This is a genomic window from Mucilaginibacter sp. SG564, assembly GCF_013149275.1.
Lineage (GTDB): Bacteria > Bacteroidota > Bacteroidia > Sphingobacteriales > Sphingobacteriaceae > Mucilaginibacter.
In genome coordinates this window covers 290739-311886 of sequence record NZ_JABGNA010000002.1, presented here as the reverse complement: position 1 = coordinate 311886, position 21148 = coordinate 290739, and the positions used below count along the sequence as shown (strand labels likewise).

Annotated in this window: 16 protein-coding genes and 1 tRNA gene; 12 read left to right on the top strand and 5 right to left on the bottom strand. The window is 44.5% G+C overall.

The window, feature by feature from the left end:
- Positions 1–56: 56 nt before the first annotated feature.
- Positions 57–464, bottom strand: a complete 408-nt coding sequence (locus FHW89_RS05925) for a DoxX family protein (protein WP_172334104.1) — start codon at positions 462–464, stop codon at positions 57–59.
- A gap of 342 nt (positions 465–806) precedes the next feature.
- The gene (locus tag FHW89_RS05920; protein ID WP_172334103.1) at positions 807–1733 is read right to left on the bottom strand and encodes an LD-carboxypeptidase; all 927 of its coding nucleotides are present in this window, start codon (positions 1731–1733) and stop codon (positions 807–809) included.
- Positions 1734–2017: 284 nt separating this feature from the next.
- Between FHW89_RS05920 and metG the strand changes: the two genes are divergently transcribed.
- Both metG and FHW89_RS05910 read left to right on the top strand, forming a co-directional pair.
- Positions 2018–4087 carry a methionine--tRNA ligase gene (gene metG / locus FHW89_RS05915; protein ID WP_172334102.1) on the top strand — a complete coding sequence of 690 codons (2070 nt, stop codon included), beginning with the start codon at positions 2018–2020 and terminating at the stop codon, positions 4085–4087.
- A gap of 127 nt (positions 4088–4214) precedes the next feature.
- Positions 4215–4286: transfer RNA gene (locus tag FHW89_RS05910), tRNA-Arg, on the top strand.
- 255 nt (positions 4287–4541) lie between these two features.
- Here the strand turns inward: FHW89_RS05910 and FHW89_RS05905 are convergent.
- Positions 4542–4919 (bottom strand): helix-turn-helix domain-containing protein, encoded by a 378-nt coding sequence (locus tag FHW89_RS05905; protein WP_172334101.1) that lies wholly within the window; start codon positions 4917–4919, stop codon positions 4542–4544.
- A 106-nt stretch (positions 4920–5025) separates the two neighbouring features.
- On the opposite strand from FHW89_RS05905, the gene FHW89_RS05900 reads away from it, so the two are divergent.
- The 6 genes from FHW89_RS05900 to FHW89_RS05875 all read left to right on the top strand — a co-directional run bounded on the left by FHW89_RS05900 (position 5026) and on the right by FHW89_RS05875 (position 10271).
- Positions 5026–5778 carry a glucose 1-dehydrogenase gene (locus FHW89_RS05900; protein ID WP_172334100.1) on the top strand — a complete coding sequence of 251 codons (753 nt, stop codon included), beginning with the start codon at positions 5026–5028 and terminating at the stop codon, positions 5776–5778.
- Between the two features lie 18 nt (positions 5779–5796).
- Complete coding sequence (locus FHW89_RS05895) at positions 5797–6417, top strand: NADPH-dependent F420 reductase (RefSeq protein WP_172334099.1); 621 nt, start codon at positions 5797–5799, stop codon at positions 6415–6417.
- Positions 6418–6445: 28 nt separating this feature from the next.
- Positions 6446–7204 carry an SDR family NAD(P)-dependent oxidoreductase gene (locus FHW89_RS05890; RefSeq protein WP_172334098.1) on the top strand — a complete coding sequence of 253 codons (759 nt, stop codon included), beginning with the start codon at positions 6446–6448 and terminating at the stop codon, positions 7202–7204.
- 511 nt (positions 7205–7715) lie between these two features.
- On the top strand, positions 7716–9011 hold the full coding sequence (locus FHW89_RS05885; RefSeq protein WP_172334097.1) for a leucine-rich repeat-containing protein kinase family protein: 1296 nt from the start codon (positions 7716–7718) through the stop codon (positions 9009–9011).
- Positions 9012–9113: 102 nt separating this feature from the next.
- Positions 9114–9494, top strand: coding sequence for a VOC family protein (locus tag FHW89_RS05880; RefSeq protein ID WP_172334096.1), 381 nt, complete (start codon positions 9114–9116; stop codon positions 9492–9494).
- Between the two features lie 111 nt (positions 9495–9605).
- On the top strand, positions 9606–10271 hold the full coding sequence (locus FHW89_RS05875) for a hypothetical protein (protein ID WP_172334095.1): 666 nt from the start codon (positions 9606–9608) through the stop codon (positions 10269–10271).
- A gap of 168 nt (positions 10272–10439) precedes the next feature.
- Here the strand turns inward: FHW89_RS05875 and FHW89_RS05870 are convergent, their stop codons facing one another.
- Positions 10440–11363, bottom strand: a complete 924-nt coding sequence (locus FHW89_RS05870; protein WP_172334094.1) for an aldo/keto reductase — start codon at positions 11361–11363, stop codon at positions 10440–10442.
- A gap of 572 nt (positions 11364–11935) precedes the next feature.
- On the opposite strand from FHW89_RS05870, the gene prpB reads away from it, so the two are divergent.
- The 3 genes from prpB to FHW89_RS05855 all read left to right on the top strand — a co-directional run bounded on the left by prpB (position 11936) and on the right by FHW89_RS05855 (position 15648).
- Entirely contained in the window at positions 11936–12838 is a 903-nt protein-coding gene (gene prpB / locus FHW89_RS05865) for a methylisocitrate lyase (RefSeq protein ID WP_172334093.1), read from the top strand.
- Positions 12828–13982 (top strand): 2-methylcitrate synthase, encoded by a 1155-nt coding sequence (gene prpC, locus FHW89_RS05860; RefSeq protein ID WP_172334092.1) that lies wholly within the window; start codon positions 12828–12830, stop codon positions 13980–13982. Before prpB ends, prpC begins: the two co-directional genes overlap by 11 nt.
- 214 nt (positions 13983–14196) lie before the next feature.
- A complete protein-coding gene (locus tag FHW89_RS05855; protein ID WP_172334091.1) occupies positions 14197–15648 on the top strand; it encodes a bifunctional 2-methylcitrate dehydratase/aconitate hydratase in 1452 nt (483 codons plus the stop codon).
- Between the two features lie 306 nt (positions 15649–15954).
- Here FHW89_RS05855 and FHW89_RS05850 read toward each other — a convergent pair whose 3' ends face one another.
- Entirely contained in the window at positions 15955–18477 is a 2523-nt protein-coding gene (locus FHW89_RS05850) for a DUF5686 family protein (RefSeq protein ID WP_172334090.1), read from the bottom strand.
- Between the two features lie 386 nt (positions 18478–18863).
- Here FHW89_RS05850 and FHW89_RS05845 point away from each other — a divergent pair, with 386 nt between their 5' ends.
- Entirely contained in the window at positions 18864–21041 is a 2178-nt protein-coding gene (locus FHW89_RS05845; protein ID WP_172334089.1) for a peptidase domain-containing ABC transporter, read from the top strand.
- Positions 21042–21148: the final 107 nt, after the last annotated feature.

The following is a 21148-nucleotide window of genomic DNA, read 5'->3' as shown; positions in this document are numbered from 1 at the left end:
AAGGGATTTGCCAGCATGGCAAATCCCTTTTTTATTACAGTCCAAAATTAAACAGTTTATTTTTTATCCACGCTGTATTTACCCGGGCCAACAAATAAAAGGCCAGCAAATATCAGGGCATCTTCTAGAGCATGGGCAGCGCCGCCAAACCCTTCACCTCTGGCAAAATGGGATGCAGCAGCTACAATAAGCGTCAATATCATCAGTATGCATACCGGACGAAAGGCAAAGCCTATAATGAGTAAAACGCCGCCAAATGCTTCTGTTAGCGTCGCCAGGAAACCCCACACCACCGGCCAGAAATGGATGCCGATATGCCTGGTAGAGTGGCCCAGCTCCTTCCAGCCGCTTACGCCGCCCATGAGCATAGGGTAACCATAAAAAATAAAAGTGATACCCAGTCCCAAGCGGATGATCAACAGTCCAAAGTTTTTGTAATTGCTTAAGTTGCTCAGTATTGCCATAAATTATAATGGTAAGTTTTGTTTAACAGGGTTGAAATTTGGTTTTAATATATAAAAAATACTTTCAGGAAGAAAATGGGCATGCCGAGCAAAAGCCCGGGCCTGTGACATTCCTTCCCTCGGGAAGGGGAGGAAGGGGTTTATGTATCATTGCCGGTTTATACTGCTTGTATAAATACCCCTTTGCTTTTACACTCATGTCAGCCGCACCTCTCCCGTAGGGAGAGAACTGGAAAAATACCTGGTCTAAATCGCAGAAGTTTTTATCTTTTGGGCGAGGGAGATCCAGTAACCCCCTTAATTCTGGAAACGGCGAAGCCCTCAACGGAGTTAATTCTAAGTTCAAAGAAACTGCAAACCTACGTCCTGCCCCTGTACAGATAGCTGAACCTTCCTGCCAAATATCAAACTGCAATTATCGGGGATGTGCCCGGCCGGAAAATCAAAGCATACGGGGTAATCATATTCCTGCACAATATTCATAACAATCTCAGGTACGGTTTGCCCGAAGGGAATGTCGTTATCTTTCATATCGCTAAAACCACCTACAACCAGGCCCGCGAGCCAGGCGAGCTTGCCTGCCCGTTTCAGGCTGCGCAGCATCCTGTCAACCGAGTAAAGATATTCGCCAACATCTTCTATAAATAATATTTTGCCCGCATAGTCAAGGTCGGATACCGAACCGGCTACGCTTACCAATAGGGATAAGTTGCCGCCTGCCAATATTCCGCTGCCGTTGCCGCTGCGGTTTTTGCCGTGGGCATGGTATTGATAACTTAACGCTTCACCAAACAAGGCCTGGCGCAAAGTATCCAATGAATGTTTGGACGCATCGGGAATGTTAACCGGCATTTGCCCGTGTATGGTTTGAGCCCCATAGTTGGCCAGCAAATGGGTATGCAGCACGGTGATATCGCTAAAACCGATGAGCCATTTTGGGTGTTTGGCAAAGCGGCTAAAATCAACCTTATCAATCATCCGGATGGTGCCATAGCCCCCACGGGCCGCTATAATGGCTTTGATGCTGTCGTCGTCAATAAAGCGTTGCAGATCACGCGCGCGCAGATCATCATCGCCGGCAAACTGGTGGTAAGATGCGGTTACTGTATCGCCCGAAACCACTTCCAGTCCCCATGATTGTAGCAGGGCCACGGCATCGTTCATGGGCCGGGGCAGTTTCTTTGCCGGACAGGTGATCGCTATCTTATCGCCTTTTTTTAAATAAGGTGGGCGGAGTCCGGAAGAAGCGTCGTCGGCTGGTTTATGCATAAAGCAATTATAGTAAAAGTTTTGCTTTTGTGGCAGCAAAGCTTGCGGAGCCAGATCGCAGAGCCGACTCACCCCGTTTACGCTTCGCTGTACGGCCCTCTCTTCGCCTATAGCGGAAAGGGGTAAAAAATAGATTTGTCATGCTGAACGGAGGTAAAGTACCCATTCTGCTACATGCTCATTAAAAACCCCATAAAAGATTTTAGGACAAAGAAACCCGCACTTCCAAACTTTCCGGCTTAAATGAATTATCTTTGCGGCTTATTTACATTGCCGCATATTTCATGTCACAACTCAACAAATACAAACGCTTCACTATAACATCTGCCTTGCCTTATGCTAATGGTCCGCTGCATATTGGTCACCTGGCAGGAGCCTACATCCCGGGCGATATTTTTGTACGCCACCTGAGGCTCAAAAAAAAGGATGTAGTATACGTTTGCGGGTCTGATGAGCATGGCGCCGCCATTACCATTAAGGCCAAAAAAGAAGGCACTACACCACAGGCTATTATTGATAAATACCATCAGCAGATAAAAGACAGCTTTGAGCAATTCGGGATAGCTTTTGACATTTATCACCGCACCTCATCACCTATACACCATGAGTTGTCGCAGGAGTTTTTCCTGAACCTGTATGAAAAGGATGAGTTTATTGAAAAAGTAAGCGAGCAGTATTACGACGAGGATTTTGACCAGTTTCTGGCCGACAGATATATTATTGGTACCTGCCCTAATTGCCATAATGAGAATGCCTATGGCGATCAGTGCGAAAAATGCGGTACCTCGTTAAGTCCGACCGACCTGATCAACCCGGTATCAACCTTGAGCGGGAAGCCGCCGGTTTTAAAACCAACCAAACACTGGTACCTGCCGCTGGATAAATATCAGCCCTGGCTGGAGCAGTGGATAGATGCCAAAGAGGGTAGCTGGAAGGTGAATGTATTTGGCCAGTGCAAATCATGGCTTAAACAAGGCCTGCAGCCACGTTCCATGACCCGAGACCTGGATTGGGGTATCGACGTGCCGCTGGCCGATGCCAAAGGCAAAAAACTATACGTTTGGATGGATGCGCCTATAGGCTATATATCGGCCACAAAACAATGGGCTATTGATAATAATAAAGACTGGAAGCTATACTGGAAAAAGCAGGCCGACGAGCAGGACGATGCCTGTTTGATCCATTTTATTGGTAAGGATAATATCGTATTCCACTGTATTACCTTCCCATCCATACTGCATGCGCATGGCGAATATATTCTGCCTCAAAATGTGCCTGCCAATGAGTTTTTGAACCTGGAAGGCGATAAGCTTTCCACCTCGCGCAACCACGCTGTTTGGCTGCATGAGTACCTGGAAGAGCTGCCAAACAAACAGGACGAGTTGCGCTATGTATTGACCTCGATATTACCCGAAACCAGCGACAGCGAGTTTACCTGGAAAGATTATCAGGCACGTATCAATAACGAACTGGTGGCCATATTAGGCAACTTTGTGAACCGGGTGATGATCCTGATGCACAAGTTTTATGAAGGCAAGGTAGAAGGCACAAGCGATCGTATCGAACTAACCGACGCCACACTGAACGCAGAGTTGGGTAATTACTATGATGAGATAGAAAAGAACCTGGAAGCTTACCGTTATCGCCAGGCCTTACAGGCCGTAATGGATATCGCCCGCCTGGGTAACCGTTACCTCACCGAAAAAGAGCCCTGGAAAACCATTAAAACCGACCCGGAAGGAGCGAAGCAAGCCCTGCATAATTGCCTGTTGCTAATAGGGCACCTGGCCGCTTGCGCACAGCCATTTTTACCGGCTACGGCTAAAAAGATCATCGGTATGCTCAACTGGCCAAATGAAGTGATCCACTATGACCAGGAGATCTACTTTAATAATGGTCACCAGTTGAACCCGCCGGCTCTGCTGTTTGAAAAAATTGAAGATGAGGTGATTGAGCGTCAGTTGCTAAAGCTGCAGGCTAAAAAAGAAGCTGCAGCGCCAAAATCGGCCGATGTGCTGCCTGCGAAGGAAAACATCAATTACGAAACGTTTACCACGATGGATATCCGCACGGGTACCATTTTAACCGCCGAAAAGATAGCCAAAACAAAAAAGCTGCTCAAACTAACCATCGACACCGGTATTGACGAACGCACCATCGTATCGGGCATTGCCGAGTATTACGAACCGGAAGCCATTGTTGGCCAAAAGGTAAGCGTACTGGTAAACCTGGAACCCCGCGAAATCAAAGGGATACTGTCGCAAGGCATGATCCTGATGGCCGAAGACAGTACAGGCAAGCTAAGCTTTGTAGCTCCGGTTGATGATTTCCATAACGGATCGGTAATCAGGTAATTAGATGTGCGGATGTGCAGATGTGTAAATAGGCCCCTAACAAATTTTGCAAGCAGGAGTGTGATTTTTCATTGATAATTTGCACCTTTGCAAACTGTTTGCGGATGTACGTCCTGTAAACCATAAAGGTCCCGTAGTTCAACGGATAGAATAGGAGTTTCCTAAACTCTAGATATGAGTTCGATTCTCGTCGGGACCACTACTAACCCATACATGGGAATGATTGTGAAAAGCTTTTAGGTGGAAATCTGAAGGCTTTTTTTATTGACTGCAGTCGATGTTAACACAGACCGCAAGTAATATCGTAAGACGATACTCAATAAAGATCGGACTTATTTCCGGCAATTTTTATTCGGTGTACAATTTCCCAATCTGTCGATGACAAAATCCGGAAAATTGCCTTTTGATAAAATGATCGGAACTTTTCATTTCCGTTCATTCTTAGGATTCAATTTTACAATGCCCGGGCATAATTTATCCTGTTTTTTTTATCAGCCTCGCCAGGCATTGGAGCTACCTCATATTTACAATTCCATTCTTTTATACTTTCTAAAATGGGCAAAAAAGCCAAGCCTTTTTCAGACAATTTATATTCTACCCTTGGTGGTAGTTCTTTATAAGCTAACCTTGCCAGCATTCCATCTTCTTCCAGCTCTTTGAGTTGTTCTGTCAATACTTTCCTTGAAATAAGCGGTATAATGGAATCCAACTGACCAAAACGTACGGTACGTGTTCCGATAACATTAATAATGATCGGTTTCCATTTATTACCAATAGTACCGATGGCTCTCGTGAAGGGGCAATTCGATGCGCAAAATCTCTCGTCTCTCATATTTTCTAATTTGTAGTTACCTCCCAGTAACCAGAATAAGCTATATTAGTTACAAAAATAAACTATTGATAGTAACTTTGTGAAACAAATTTAAAAATATTTAGTAATGGGCAGATTAAATAATAAAATAGCCGTAATCACGGGTGGCAACAGTGGTATTGGATTTGGAATTGCGGAAGCATTTAAAAACGAAGGTGCGAAGGGCGCTATTATCGGCAGGAACCAGGAAACCTTAGATCGGGCCGTTGCACAGCTTGGCGATGGTTTTATCGCCATCAATGCCGATGTAACCAATATTGCCGATTTGGAAAAAGCATTTACAGCAACAGCTGAAAAATTTGGAAAGATAGATGTGGTTGTCGCTAATGCGGGTGCCGGAGCGGTAGGAACAGTAGCAACTTTTGATGAAGCTGCATTTGATCAGGCGATCGATCTGAACTTAAAAAGTGTTTATTTCACTGTTCAAAAAGCGTTGCCTCATATGAATTATGGAGGTTCTGTTATTTTAATCGGGTCAAATGCCGCCCATCGGGCTTATGCGAACTTCACCCTTTATGGGGCAGCAAAAGCGGCAGTCATCTATTTAGCCAAAGGATTTTCAAGCGACCTTTTAGACCGGAAGATCAGGGCTAATGTGATTACACCGGGTACAACAGATACCCCGGCGTTTGACAAGTTTGTTCCCGCAGAACAAATGGAAGCAGTCAAAAAACACTTTGCCGATCAAATGCCTATCGGCAGGATCGGTCAACCATCTGACATTGGTAAAACGGCAGTTTTTCTGGCCTCTGATGATTCTTCGTTCATGTTGGGTGCCGAACTACTGGTTGATGGCGGCATGACCTATTTATCAAAATAATTCTTAAAAATTTATAAAATGAGCAATTCAGAAAAGAAAGCAGCAAGCTACGCCATTATCGGCTTTGGCAAGATTGGCCAGGCCTTGGCTAGGGCGTTTGCCCGCAAGGGTATAGAAGTAGCCGTTGCCACCACGCGTGACCCGGAAAGCTTTACCGCCGAAGCGACCGCGATCGGCCCGGAGATCATCCCTGCTACACTGCCCGAAGCGGTTAAGGCAGACATTATCTTTTTGGCGGTGCGTTTTGAATCGCACCCGGATGTAGCGAAGGCGCTTCCTAACTGGCAGGGAAAAACTATCGTTGATGTGACCAATGCCTACGGTGTAACTCCTGAGCAAATGGAAGGACTGCCATCTGCCAGATTCGTAGCAAAGGCCTTTACCGGCGGAAAACTGGTCAAGGGTTTTAATCATTTAGGTGCTGCGATCCTTGATCAGGATCCGGCTGTAAATGGTGGTAAAAGAGTAGTGTTTCTCACAAGTGACGATGACAGCGCGGCAGCAGAGATTAGTGTGCTTGCAGAAAATCTTGGTTTTGCGCCGGTCAAGCTTGGCGGGCTTTCAGAAGGCGGGCTGCTTGTACAAGCGCAGGGAAACAGCTGGGGTAAACTGATCTTTCAGGATCTGGTCAAGTTTTAAATCTTAAATAAATTATAATAATAGAGTAATGAGCAAATTAGAAAACAAAGTAGCGGTAATTACCGGTGCTTCAAAAGGAATAGGCGCAGCTATCGCCAAACACTATGCGGCGGCAGGCGCAAAGGTCATAGTTAATTATGCCTCCAGTAAAGAAGGTGCTGATAAAGTGATAAAAGAAATAATCAACAGTGGCGGCATAGCCATTGCAGTTCAGGGTGATGTATCTGACAAAGCTGATGTAACCAGGTTGTTCCAAACGGCGAAGACAGCTTTTGGCAATGTGGATATTTTAGTCAATAATGCAGTCTCGCAAGGATACGCACCAATTGAACAGATATCAGTGGAGGCTTTTCATCAGAGCTTTAACGTTAATGTGCTGGGGCCAATCCTGACTATCCAGGAAGCGCTGAAACATTTCGGCGATAAGGGCGGAAATATCATCAATATTAGTTCGGGTGCCAGTAAATATCCACTCCCGAATGCCTCCTTATATTCGTCAACCAAAGCAGCACTCGATGCTTTCACCATCGCTTTATCAAAAGAACTGGGTGCGAAAAACGTTCGCATCAACTCTATATTGCCGGGTGCTACGGATACAGAAGGCGCAGCCAGCGCAGGCGTTACTGCCGGTAGTGAATACGAAAAGATGTTTGTTGAAAAAACACCGCTTGGCCGCAGAGGAAGGCCCGAAGATATTGCCAAAGCCGCCGTATTCCTGGCTTCCGATGATGCCGCCTGGATCACAGGAGAGCAAATTTCCGTTTCGGGTGGTATGTATGGTTTTTAAATCAAAAAATGAAATATAAAGGGACGGAATTATTTGACAGCGGTGATTTCTTCAAAACACACTAAAATAATGGTTTCTAAAATATAGGTTTTTATTAAATCCCTGTTTTTTCTAAAACAGGGATTTTTTGTTGCTTCAAATAACTTCACTAATTATCTTTTAATCTTGCTGCACAATACAAATCACCTATAGAAGAGTTCGAGCTTTATAGTCTAAGGACACTACGATTAAGTCAAGATTAAAAGTCAAAAAGGCCTTTAGATTAAAATCTGACTTTTTTTGCTTTTAAATATCTTGATTTAGCTTTGATCAGGCCTGAAGCCCATAACTAACGATAATTACCGGATTTCTTGCGTCAAGGAAAAAACATAGCGAATGAAAAAAGAGACGAACTGTGTCTGCGTGCTGTTTTATGCTAACAAAAAGCGGCCGAAACAGTTACTTTTGCGGTATAAATAAAATTTCGGCGGGAGATCATAATTTCGGCCGGGCACTTGATCTCTATACAGTCATGCAAACACTTGAACAATTAAAAAACGGCGAACTTAAAGGTGCCGTTTCCTTAAAGCTGGCAGAGGGACTTTCGCACTTTCCGCAGGCGATATTTGAGCTGGCGGATACGTTAGAGATGCTTGATCTTTCTGATAACGCTTTAAGTGAATTGCCCGCCGATTTTGGCCGGTTAAAAAAGTTGAAGATCTTATTCTGTTCGGAAAATTTGTTTACTGCTTTACCCGAAGTTCTGGCTGATTGCCCCATTTTAGATATCGTGGGTTTTAAATCAAACCGGATAGAAACAGTGTCGGCTAAGGCGCTTAATCCTAACATTCGTTGGTTGATACTTACCAATAACAGGGTAACAACGCTACCCGCTCAAATAGGAAATTGCACCCGTATGCAAAAGCTGATGCTTGCCGGTAACAGGTTAAAGGAGCTGCCTGCCGAGCTCCAAAATTGTCGCAATTTATCGCTTTTGCGCATTTCTGCCAACCAGTTAAGCGAGCTTCCGCGGTGGTTGTTGAGTATGCCCAAGCTTTCCTGGCTGGCATTTTCTGGTAATTTATTTAACATAAAGCCCCAAATAGCCACGATGAACTCTATTGATCACCTGGAACTGGAGTGGGGACACCAACTTGGCGAAGGCGCGTCGGGCATTATATCCAAAGCCCGGTGGCGAAGTAACGATGAAGACAAGGAAGTAGCCGTCAAAATATTTAAAGGGGCCGTTACCAGCGACGGGCTTCCGGAAGACGAGATGCTTTGCTATATAGCCTCGGGGAACCATTACGGACTTGTAAAATTGCTCGGGAAGATATCGGCACATCCGGAGGGAAAACAAGGTTTGGTGATGGAATTAATACCAGAGCGATTTTTTAACCTGGGTAACCCGCCCAGCTTTGCCAGCTGTACCCGCGATGTTTTTAATGAGGGCATGATTCTTTCTGCACAACAGGTTATAAAAATCGCGTCAACCATAACGTCTTTAGCAGCACAATTGCATAGCCATGGTGTTATGCATGGCGACTTGTATGCGCATAACACCTTGATAGACGAAGAAGGAAACACGCTGTTTGGTGATTTTGGCGCGTCTGGCTTTTACGACAGATCGGACATCGAATTGGCTGATGCCCTGGAACGGATAGAGGTAAGCGCTTATGGCCACTTACTGGACGACTTGCTAAGTTTGTGTAAAGAAGCCGACACTGACCAAACTTTATTAAAATTAGCGACCTTAAGAGACCGTTGTGTAGCCCCGTTGGTATCAAACCGCCCAAGGTTTCAGGATTTGGTAGCGGCACAGGTTTAAGTATTTTTAGAAGGTAATAACCTGTATCGGTGGATGAATAATTATTATATTAGTTCATCAAATATTCCACGCTATTTTACAAATAAAACTAAACCAATCAATATGAAAAAAGTAACAGGCATTGGCGGCGTATTTTTTAAATGCAATGATCCCAAAGGTATGAACGACTGGTATGCCAAAAATCTGGGATTGCCTCAAACCGAATACGGAACAACGTTTGAGTGGCGCCAAGCTGATAATCCGGAAAAAGAGGGATCAACCTCGTGGTGCACTTTTCCGCAGGATACCAAATATTTCAATCCTTCCGAAAAACCTTTCATGATCAATTACCGCGTAGAAAATCTGGCTGCACTGATTGACGAACTAAAAAAGGAAAACGTAACCATTGTGGATGAAATTGCCGAGTACGATTATGGAAAATTTGTTCATATACTCGACCCGGAAGGGAACATTATTGAGCTTTGGGAACCGGCAGATGAATAGACAGCTGATAAGTGTTTTTAATCCGCATATAACTTACAAAAGTGCTGGTAATTGATCATAATTACCGGCACTTTTGCAGATAATTAAATAATGTAATAAAATGAGGCGGTGATGCTGAACCGCAAATTTATGAGCGGAAATTCTATACTACTGCTATTATTATTTCTGGCTACCGGAGTCAAAGCACAAATAGCAAACTCAGAAAATGGCAGTGCAAATACACTCCCGGAAAAGTTTCAAAAAAAACTATCTGAGTCGAAAATGGTCTTCACAAGACCTAAAAATACCAGTGAAGTGCCTATAGTTGAAAATGCAGGAATGCATTATGATTATGCGCTAAAACTTAACGACAAAAACATTGAGATCAGGTATTCGGTCTGGCCAATATATAAGTGGATGTTTGATACCTACAACAACCGTCAACCATCACCCGGAGATACCATTCTGGAGCCGAATAAGCTTCATAAGCAGTTCGCGCTATTTGCATTCAGTAAAATTTCGGGTGGTAAAATTTCTCCGAATCAAGTCAAGTTACAGCCCTTTACTACTCCGACCGTAAAAAGCGACTTCCGTGCGGATGAGGGTGCGATGTCCATGGGACCCATTGGCGGGGCCTTTAGTTCAGAATATTCTTATGGTCTTTACATGATGATCCATAAAGACAATACAGCCGACGCCTATATTTTGTATTTATTTAAAAGCGAAGATGCCATGTTCGAAGAATATAAATCAATTACTGGCAATGATAATTTTACTACAGCGTTGAAATTTAATTAGTGCAGCCCATGGTCAATGTTATCACAGCGCGACATCCCGCCGTACAATATAAATCACCAAAAAGAGTATGGGTTTTGTAACCAAGGTGGAATTTAAAAGCCAGTAATTATGCTTAATTACTGGCTTTTTTGAATGCAGTTGTTAAAGATGATACAGCCCCTCCTGAACTTATCCTTTGGTCCCGTCCGCCTTTACTTGGGGGATAAAACCAGGAACACCTGTGTGCACCACCGGGTTTAAACGCTGCCTGGTTTGGATGCGGTTGATTTCATCAAAAGCATCTTCGGGCAGGGGCGAGATGTCAAAATTTTCGCGTGCCCGATCGGCGGTTTTGGGAGTGGTCAATATGGCTGTGCCACGTTGTACGGCCCAGGCCAATAATACCTGGGCTGGTGTTTTTTCAACCCGTGCGGCAATGGACAAAATAACCGGATCTTCAAGCAGTCCCGGCCTCATACCGTGGCCCAGTGGTGCAAAAGCTAAAAACACAATGCCCTTTTCCTTACAATATTCCAGGAGCTCTGTTTCGGGCAGATACGGATGCGATTCAATCTGCACCGCGGCGGGTTTAATCCTCGCCGCCTCATAAAGGGGGATCAGATCTTTTAGAGTAATGTCAGACAATCCAATGGCCCGGCATTTGCCGCCATCTACCAAACGTTCCATCGCCCGCCAGGTATCGAGTAAAGTCACCCCGCGGTCGTAAATAACATTGCCGTTTTCATCCCTCGGGTCCTGGTTGTCGCCCGGTTGAAACGCGTACGGGGTATGGATAAGATAGAGATCGATGTAGTCGAGCCGGAGTCTTTTCAGGCTCGCTTCAAAAGCCGGTTCTACGCGCTCGGGCCGGTGGTTGGTGTTCCACAATTTGGTGGTAACAAAAATATCTTCGCGGGCAATGTTCCCGGCGGCAAGTCCTGCCTGCAATGCCTCGCCCACTTCGTTTTCGTTGCGGTATCTTTCCGCGGCATCAAAATGCCTGAACCCGGCTGCCAGTGCCTCTTTGGTTGCGCTTATGGTTAAAGCCGGATCGGGGATCAGCGTACCAAACCCGAGGGACGGCATATGGATGGGGTTATTGGGTGTTTTCATGATATAGTTTGTTATGGTTTTCTTTTTTGGCGATTACGTTTCGTTGTTGTATAACAAAGTACGACAGGAATTTCCGGATACCTGCGTGACCTATATCACATTCGAATGGAAGCTGGATTGATGTGAAAATGGGCTGATTCAGCAGGTCTACTTTTTTAATACATACGTCATTGCGAGGAGGAACGACGTGGCAATCCCCCACTTACAGAGCTGCCCTGCTAATCGGGGATTGCCACGCTATCGCTCGCCATGACGTGCGGAGAAAGGCATTCCCCTCTATGCGCGAAGCGGAGAGAGGGGTGACGAGCGCAGCGATGTCGGGGTGAGTTGATACCGTGAATTTCGCCCATGCCCCAACGAAGTTCATCAGCAACAGACCAATTTGTTGATATTTATTTTCTAACTTGCCAACGTTCTTTTATATACCATCAACCGGAAAAAACATTACCTAATTTTGAATTGACCAGGGAATTGTTCTGTCTCCAGGACAGGGCTCTGAACATTTTTCCCCGGAGCGATGTATTATGAACTAAAGAACGTTTAAAGAAGAAGCATTTTTCGAAAAGTTTACCATGCAGACTAATAACTTTAAATCTCCGGGTCAAAAGTTCCGGGAGGCCCAGCAAAATGAAAAGCCATTACAAATTATTGGCGCTATCAATGCCAATCATGCTTTATTAGCCCAACAGGCAGGTTTTAACGCTATTTACCTATCAGGCGGCGGTGTGGCAGCCGGGTCATTGGGCATTCCCGATCTGGGGATTACCACCCTGGAGGATGTATTGATCGATATTCAGCGCATCACCAATGTGTGCGATCTGCCGCTGTTGGTAGATGTGGACACCGGCTTTGGCCCTTCTGCTTTTAATATTGCCCGTACCGTAAAATCACTGATCAAAGCCGGTGCCGCCGCTTTGCATATCGAAGACCAGGTAGGTGCTAAACGTTGCGGACATCGCCCGGGTAAGGAGATCGTGAGTAAAGAGGAAATGGTTGATCGCTTAAAAGCCGCGGCGGATGCCCGTACAGATGAACATTTTGTGATTGGTGCCCGGACCGATGCTTTTGCCGGCGAAGGATTAGAAAAAACTCTGGAACGCGCTGTGGCTTACAAAGAAGCAGGCGCCGACTTCATTTTTGCCGAAGCCGTGCCCGATCTGAGCTATTACCGCAAATTTGTGGAAGCCACAGGCATCCCGGTATTGGCTAATATTACAGAGTTTGGCATGATCCCCATGTATACCGTTGAGGAGCTTGGCCAGGCCGGTGTGGAGTTAATCCTTTACCCGTTGTCGGCATTTCGTGCAGCCAATAAAGCTGCTCAAAATGTGTATGAACATATCCGGAAGGATGGTACGCAAAAAAATGTACTGAATACGATGCAAACCCGCGAAGAGTTGTACAAAAGCATCGGTTACCATGATTATGAACAAAAATTAGATAACCTTTTTAAGAAGAAGCAGGATGGAAACTAATACCGAAAGTACGTTCAAACCTAAAAAGAGTGTGGCGCTGTCCGGCGTTGTTGCGGGCAACACAGCCCTATGCAGTGTGGGCAAAAGCGGTAACGATTTGCATTACCGGGGCTACAATATCCTTGACCTGGCCGAAAAGGCGGAGTTTGAAGAAGTGGCCTATCTGCTTATTTACGGCGCGCTGCCCAATCAATCGCAACTGGTCAATTATAAAGCAAAACTAAAGTCGCTAAGGGGTTTACCCATCGCGGTAAAAAATATTTTGCAGCAGATACCCGCCGCCGCGCATCCTATGGATGTACTGCGTTCGGCCGTTTCTGCTTTGGGGACTGTTCTGCCCGAAAAAGACGACCATAATCTTCCGGGAGCCCGGGATATTGCCGATAAGCTGTTGGCCTGTTTAAGTTCGGCATTGCTGTACTGGTATCACTACGCCCATAACGGCAAAACCATCGAGGTTGAAACTGATGACGATTCCATTGGCGCGCATTTTCTGCACCTGTTGCACGGCGAAAAACCATCCGGGGCATGGGAAAGGGCCATGCAGGTTTCTTTGAACCTGTATGCCGAGCATGAATTCAACGCCTCTACCTTCACCAGCAGGGTGATAGCGGGAACCGGATCCGATATCTACTCGGCTGTTACCGGGGCTATCGGCGCGCTGCGGGGACCGAAACATGGCGGAGCCAACGAGGTAGCTTATGATATTCAAAGCCGCTATAGCACGCCTGATGAGGCCGAGGAGGATATCCGTAAACGTTTAGCCAATAAAGAGGTGATCATCGGTTTTGGTCACCCGGTATATACCATCTCTGATCCGCGAAATGTGGTGATCAAAAAGGTAGCCAAAGAGCTTTCGGAAGAGTCGGGAGATATGCAGTTATACAACATTGCCGAGCGCCTGGAAACACTGATGTGGAACGAGAAAAAGATGTTCCCCAATCTCGATTGGTTCTCCGCGGTATCGTACCATTTAATGGGCGTACCTACGCTGATGTTTACGCCGCTTTTTGTGGTATCGAGGGTTACCGGATGGAGCGCGCATATCATCGAACAACGGCAGGACGGCAAGATCATCCGCCCGAGCGCCAATTATACCGGACCCGATAATAAAGAATTCGTTCCCCTGAGCAAAAGAAAATAGTCCCGGGAAGAACAGGAAATATGAACAATATTTGCACAAAAGTGGGTTTACACTTTTTTATCGTATTTTTTATTAATCTATTGATTGTCAATAAATTAAGCCTGTGTTAACCCAAAAAAGTGTAAACCATGTAAACCCACTTTTCTGCTGAAAAAGGGGATTGGTCCCGGAAGGGAAGTTTAAATAATATCATCAAAAAAAATCTGAAATAATAATGTCAGCCCATATCTCCAACGAAAGACCACAGCCGGATAAAGTACTAACCGACATTGTGGACTATGCCTTAAACTACGAAATTAAAAACGATCTGGCCTGGAAAACGGCCCACTACTGCTTGCTGGATACTTTAGGCTGCGGTCTGGAAGCTTTAACTTACCCGGCCTGTACCAAATTACTGGGCCCCATTATACCTGGAACCATAGTACCCAATGGCGCGAAAGTTCCCGGAACGCAATTTCAGCTCGATCCTGTACAGGCTGCCTTTAATATAGGCGCTATTATTCGCTGGTTGGATTTTAACGATACCTGGCTGGCAGCAGAGTGGGGACACCCTTCGGATAATCTGGGCGGTATTTTAGCCACTGCCGATTGGCTTTCCAGAACAGCCGTTGCCAACGGAAAATCCCCCTTGCTGATGAAAGATGTGCTGGATGCCATGATCAAAGCGCATGAAATTCAGGGTGTATTGGCTTTGGAAAACTCCTTTAACAAAGTAGGCCTTGATCACGTATTTTTAGTGAAAGTGGCCTCTGTGGCCGTTGTCGGAAAACTGATCGGGCTTACCCGCGATGAGCTGATCAACGCGGTATCATTGGCCTTTGTCGATGGGCAGTCATTGCGTACCTATCGTCATTCGCCTAATACCGGTAGTCGTAAATCATGGGCCGCGGGCGATGCCACTTCAAGAGCCGTAAGGCTGGCACTCATCGCCAAAACAGGCGAAATGGGTTACCCGTCGGTACTTACCGCTAAAACCTGGGGTTTTTATGATGTTTCCTTTAAAGGGAATGAGTTTAAGTTCCAGCGCGATTATGGTTCTTATGTGATGGAGAATGTGTTGTTCAAAATTTCGTTCCCGGCCGAGTTCCATTCACAAACCGCGGTAGAAGCGGCCATGACCCTGCATGAGCAACTGAAGGCGGCGGGCAAAACAACAGACGATATCAAGAAGATTACTATACGCACCCACGAAGCGGCTATCCGCATTATTGATAAAAAAGGGGCATTGAACAACCCTGCCGACAGGGATCATTGCATCCAATATATGATTGCCGTACCATTAATTTATGGAAGGCTGACAGCTGCCGATTATGAAGACAATATCGCTGCCGACAGCCGGATTGATATACTGCGTGATAAAATGACCTGTGTGGAAGATCCGCAGTTTACCAAAGATTACCACGACCCGGAAAAACGCTCCATAGCTAATGCTTTAACCGTAGAATTTAATGACGGCCAAATACTGGATGAAGTAGTGGTGGAATATCCTATCGGCCACAAACGCAGGCGCGAAGAGGGCATCCCGAAACTGATAGAAAAATTCAAGATTAACCTGGCCCGGATATTTGCCGGAAAACAGCAACAGAGCATTTTAAATGCATCATTAGATTTCCAAAAGCTGGCGGATACCCCGGTAAATGAATTTGTAGATCTGATGGTAGTATAACGTAATATCAATCGCAATAAAACATTATTCAAAAGCCTTTAGATATCAATCTGAAGGCTTTTTTGTTGAATTTCTTTTCTAATGAAGGGAGGCGGGCACAAACGTTCGGAAGAAATAAAGAGAGCTGTCATTTCGAACGAGGAACGAGGAGAAATCTTATACGATTTGCAAATGGGCCTTTTATACTGTAGAAGATTTCTCTTTCGCACAACGCTCGTTCCTTCCCTTGCTCTATCGAAATGACAATTTTTATATAAGTATTCATTTCTTCCGAATACTTATACTGATAACAGCAGCTATAAGAATTTAAAGATGCGGATCAAAGCTAAGTTTTACACCGTAGGGCGAAACCGCGGGATGATCAAGATAGTTGAACCTTTTGATCACATCTATTCTTAAAAATTTGAAAATATTCCCTATGCCAACACCCCCTTCAGTGTACGGTGTATTGCCCAATGAAAAAGTGCCGTTTGCTCCGTTTGCAGCTGCCGGGAATTGATACAGATCTTTTGAAAACAGCGGATTGTTTTCGTTACGTAAACCTCCATACAATACTTTAAAGGAAAGATATTCCCTCCATTTTAAATGCTGTATCAGCGGTATTTTGTTCAGGATAAAGCCGCTAAAACTGTGCGTAAAGTTAAGGCCTACGTAATGGTCGCTCACAAATTCAAGGTAGTTCATTTTGTTATACGCATCGGGGTCGTAGGCTATGGATTGATTGGCCCGCAGAATGCTCAATAACGGGAATGGCACTTTTCCGGTGGTAACACTCCCCAATAAGGTAATATCGGAGTAGCCTAACTGGGAAAGGAAAAAGCGCTTGTAAATATTGGCGGTAATATTGTTATAGGTATATGAGCTGTTAAGTACATCTTTAAACGCGTGCCTTATCTGCAGGTTCAGGATCGGGTACCGGCTGCGGATCGTATGCCGTACTTCCGTACCCTGTATTATTTGTTCATGCGGCGCGTACCGCAGGTTCAGCTCCACCTCGCTGGTAGTTAAATTATATATGCTATGATTATCGGCGTTATTCGATCTGAACTCCAATGTACCTGCCGGTTGCTGGTTCCAGTTTCTGAGCGCGATGTTAAAAGAGAAATGATTTTCAAAATCCCTTACATAAGCAACTGTATACGTTTTGTTATATAACCAATAGTCCGTTTTGCCTGTAGTGAAGGATGTAAGCGCGGCCTGTTCAGGAATAACGGTGAGGCTTTGCCCGGGGAGGTCGGCATCGTAGCGATAACTTACTTTAAAATAATCGCGGGGGTATCGAAAAGGGGATACCTGGTTGAGCGAAAAATAGGTGTTAAGGTTATATTTAACCTGTTTATCCTTAAAGCCATAAGCGATGTGATCTTCCAGATAAATGGTCTTATTAAATTGGGGTGTTGTTCTTCCGCCTGCCTGGAGCCGGGCACCCTCCTGTGAGTCATACGCGAAAGTAGAGCCCAGGGGCCCAAGCTGTACCGGTCCGATATTAGCATAGCCACCAGTAAGAGTCGATGCGATCCAGGTGGTTCTTTTAAAGGAGGGCATCTTCTCCAGCCGGGTAATATGCGCGTATACTGTAGCCTGCTGTTGGGTCAATGTATCTGGCCGGTGGCGGGCCCAGTAATTGGTGTCGGCCTGGTTGGAATTTGCAGCAATCTGCAGACTTTTTCCATTATAAAAGGCATCGGGTTGCGGGGCGTTTAATTTATAATTGGAAAATACGGCGGTGCGTTCACCAAGTATCCCGAACCCTTTATTCTTTAAAAGACCAAAATCGGCCCTGACTGTGCTTTTTACCAGAAAATAGCGACCCGAATCCTGCTTAAAATCCTGCTGGATCCTGAGGCTGCGCATAAAGTTGATGTTGATCTCTTTATTTACATTCAATTCGCATGATTTAACGGCATAACTACCATCCATCGTAACATATAATTTGCCTTCAAACAAAAGATCGCCTTTGTTGCGTGGGGTAAAGCTGATCTCTATCAATTTTTCAGCGGTTGTTTTAATGGTATCGGTGATAAAAAATTTATAAAAGTCTGGGGAATGGTTGGCGATAGGGCTCAGGAACTGACGGTTGATAACAAAGATGTTATTGGAATATATATCGATACTATTGCCATAAAGCCGGTTGACATAAATATCGAGCCCGGCGGTATCTATAAATTTGATAATGTTGGTTTGTTTTTGAGCATTAAGGATCTGGATAGATTTTGAAGGCTCTTTGCGATAATAGTATTGAAACATTTTTTCGCTGAAAAATACAGGCAGGGTAGTCTGCGTTCGCCCGTTTACTTTGGAAGTGGTATCCAGCATAAATTTGTATTTGCTAAAAAAACGGCCGTTCAGGAATTTATTTGACAGGTTAAAAACAGAAAGACCGATACGCTCATACAAATCATATTGCAGGTAGTTTGAGCTTTGCATACGGTTCCGTTCCTTGTGGTCAATAACCTGCTGAATGAGTTCAACGGCGGGATTTCCTTTATTACGGTACCGGTTTTTTTTTCCCGATATAACTTTGACCTCTTTTAGCTGGTTTTCGGCATACCTGAGTTTAACAGATATGCTATTGATCTGCCCGGGATTAATTTTTCTGTTTTCCGGCATGTACCCCATAGATGAAAAAGATACCTGATTAAAAGAGCCGGGCGCGCTTAATAAATAATTGCCATGATTATCGGAGCTTGTACTGTGATTGCTGCCGGTAAAATTGATGCGGACAAAAGGAAGTGGGGCTCCTGACAAGGCATCAGTAATGCGCCCGCTTACCTGTGTAACCCCGCTATTGTTTTGCTGCGCAGATACACTTAACGAAATAAAAATCAAATATAAAAAGCTTAGTTTCTTATATTTATAAACGCTTTGCAACGAGGTAATAGCCCGTATTTTAGGGGGCAATCGAATAAGCGGATCCCAAAAAGAAAATGCCAACTGAATAAATAATTTATTGATAAAAAATAAAGTTGGTATTTATGCCGTCATTCAGGTGCGTTTAAAATTTAGCCCTAATTTAATACTTAAATCCGTATTAGCCTTATGCTTTAACATATTTAACAAATGGCGCCGCTTCAATTGATTTTGGCCGCGTGGGTTTACTTGTTTAGCGGCAACCTAAAAAACGATATAGAAATAATACTAATTTCCCCACTACCTTAAGTATTACATTTATCTTTATCTTCATATAATAATATAAAATAATAAAATCCAGATTAATGGCCTTCCCTTTTTATAAGCAACCCGATCAAATGGATTGTGGTCCTACCTGTATGCGGATGATCGCGAAACATTATGGCCGTAATTTCACCGTACAAACGTTAAGGCGGCTTTGTGAGATCAACAAAGAAGGCGTTTCCTTATTGGGTATTAGCGATGCTGCCGAGAAAATTGGTTTTAGGTCAATGGGGGTTAAGATCAATGCCGCACAGCTAAAAGAGGCGGAGCTGCCCTGTATCCTGCACTGGCGGCAAAATCATTTTGTGGTATTATATAAGATTAAAAATCATAAATACTACCTGGCCGACCCAGCCGATGGATTGATAACCCTAAGCGAAGAAGATTTTAAACGCAATTGGGAAAGTGACACAGAAACCATGGAGGGCATCGCCCTGTTGCTTTCGCCTACTCCGCAGTTTTATGAACAGGAGGATGAAAAGGGGAGTGAAGTGAGGTGGTCGTTCCTGCTGCGATATCTCATCACTTACCGCAGGTTGGTTGTTCAGCTGCTATTTGGCCTGGGTATCGGCAGTTTATTGCAGCTCATCGCGCCTTTTTTAACACAGTCTATAGTTGATATTGGCATTAATACCCGCAATCTTAATTTTATTTATATCATTCTGTTTGCGCAAACGGCGCTCATTATAGGCCGGGTTAGTGTTGATTTTATCCGGTCGTGGATCCTGCTGCATATCAGTACCCGGGTTAACGTTTCTATCCTTACCGATTTTTTAATCAAGCTGATGAAACTGCCCATGAGCTTTTTTGATACCAAAATGACCGGCGATATCCTGCAGCGCATGAGTGATCAAAAAAGGATTGAAAGCTTTTTAACCGGATCTACGTTAAGCACGCTCTTCTCCATGTTTAACCTGCTTATTTTTTCGATAGTGCTGGCTTATTACAATGCAACTATATTTTTTGTTTTCGCGGTTAGCAGCGCCTTGTATACCGCGTGGATCGTGATCTTTTTAAAACGGCGCAGAGCGCTGAATTACAAAAGTTTTGAAATTTCGGCCAAAAACCAGAGCAGCATTGTGCAGCTGATAAGCGGTATGCAGGAAATTAAACTGAACAATTGCGAGCAGCAAAAACGCTGGGAGTGGGAACATATCCAGGCCCGGTTATTTAAGTTCAGTGTTAAAACATTGGCGCTTAATCAATATCAGCAGGGCGGCGCTACCTTTATTAACGAAGGCAAAAACATACTGATCACTTTTTTAAGCGCCCAGGCGGTAATCACCGGTAACCTCACTTTAGGGGCCATGGTTGCGGTGCAATACATTGTTGGGCAGTTAAGCAGTCCTATTGAACAATTATTAGGCTTTATTCAGGGCTTCCAGGATGCCAAGATCAGCCTGGAACGTTTGAACGAAATTCACCAGATGGAGGATGAGGAGCCCGTTGATAAGGAATGGAGCCATGCCCTGCCCGAAAATAAAAGTTTATCCCTCAGTAATCTTACTTTCCGTTATCCCGGTGCCGGAAATGAGCTGGTGTTGGAAAATATAGATATAGTTATTCCCCAGGGCAAAACCACGGCTATAGTGGGCATGAGCGGTAGCGGAAAAACAACCATATTAAAACTGCTTTTGCGTTTTTACGAACCTCAAAAAGGAGAAATTAAAGTAGGTGGCCAGCAAATAAGTAATATAGGTTTTAAAACCTGGCGCAGCGGCTGCGGTGTGGTTATGCAGGATGGCTTTATTTTTTCAGATACCATAGAACGTAACATTGCCGTGGGTGATGACTATCCGGATAAAACCAAATTGAGGAATGCCATAAAGATCGCCAATATCCAGGATTTTATTGATGGCCTGCCATTGGGGCTCAATACCAAAATAGGGGCCGAAGGAAACGGTATTAGCCAGGGGCAACGCCAGCGGATGCTGATAGCCCGCGCTGTTTATAAAGACCCACATTATATATTTTTTGATGAGGCTACCAACGCATTAGATGCCAATAATGAAAGGGTGATCATGGATAACCTGGATGAGTTTTTTGAAGGACGTACCGTGGTTATTGTTGCGCACCGGTTAAGTACGGTGAGCAATGCCGATAATATTATTGTATTGGATAGAGGGCGTATCATTGAGCAGGGAACGCATCAGGAGTTAACCGCGCTTAAAGGCGACTACTATAAATTAGTTAAAAATCAATTGGAGCTGGGCGCATGAGATTAGATGTGTCTGAATCAGAATTTATAGAATTTAAAGAATTTTCATGATACTTTCCGTAAATTCTGATTTAGCCAATTGTTTTAAATCCATTTTATTAATTCTAA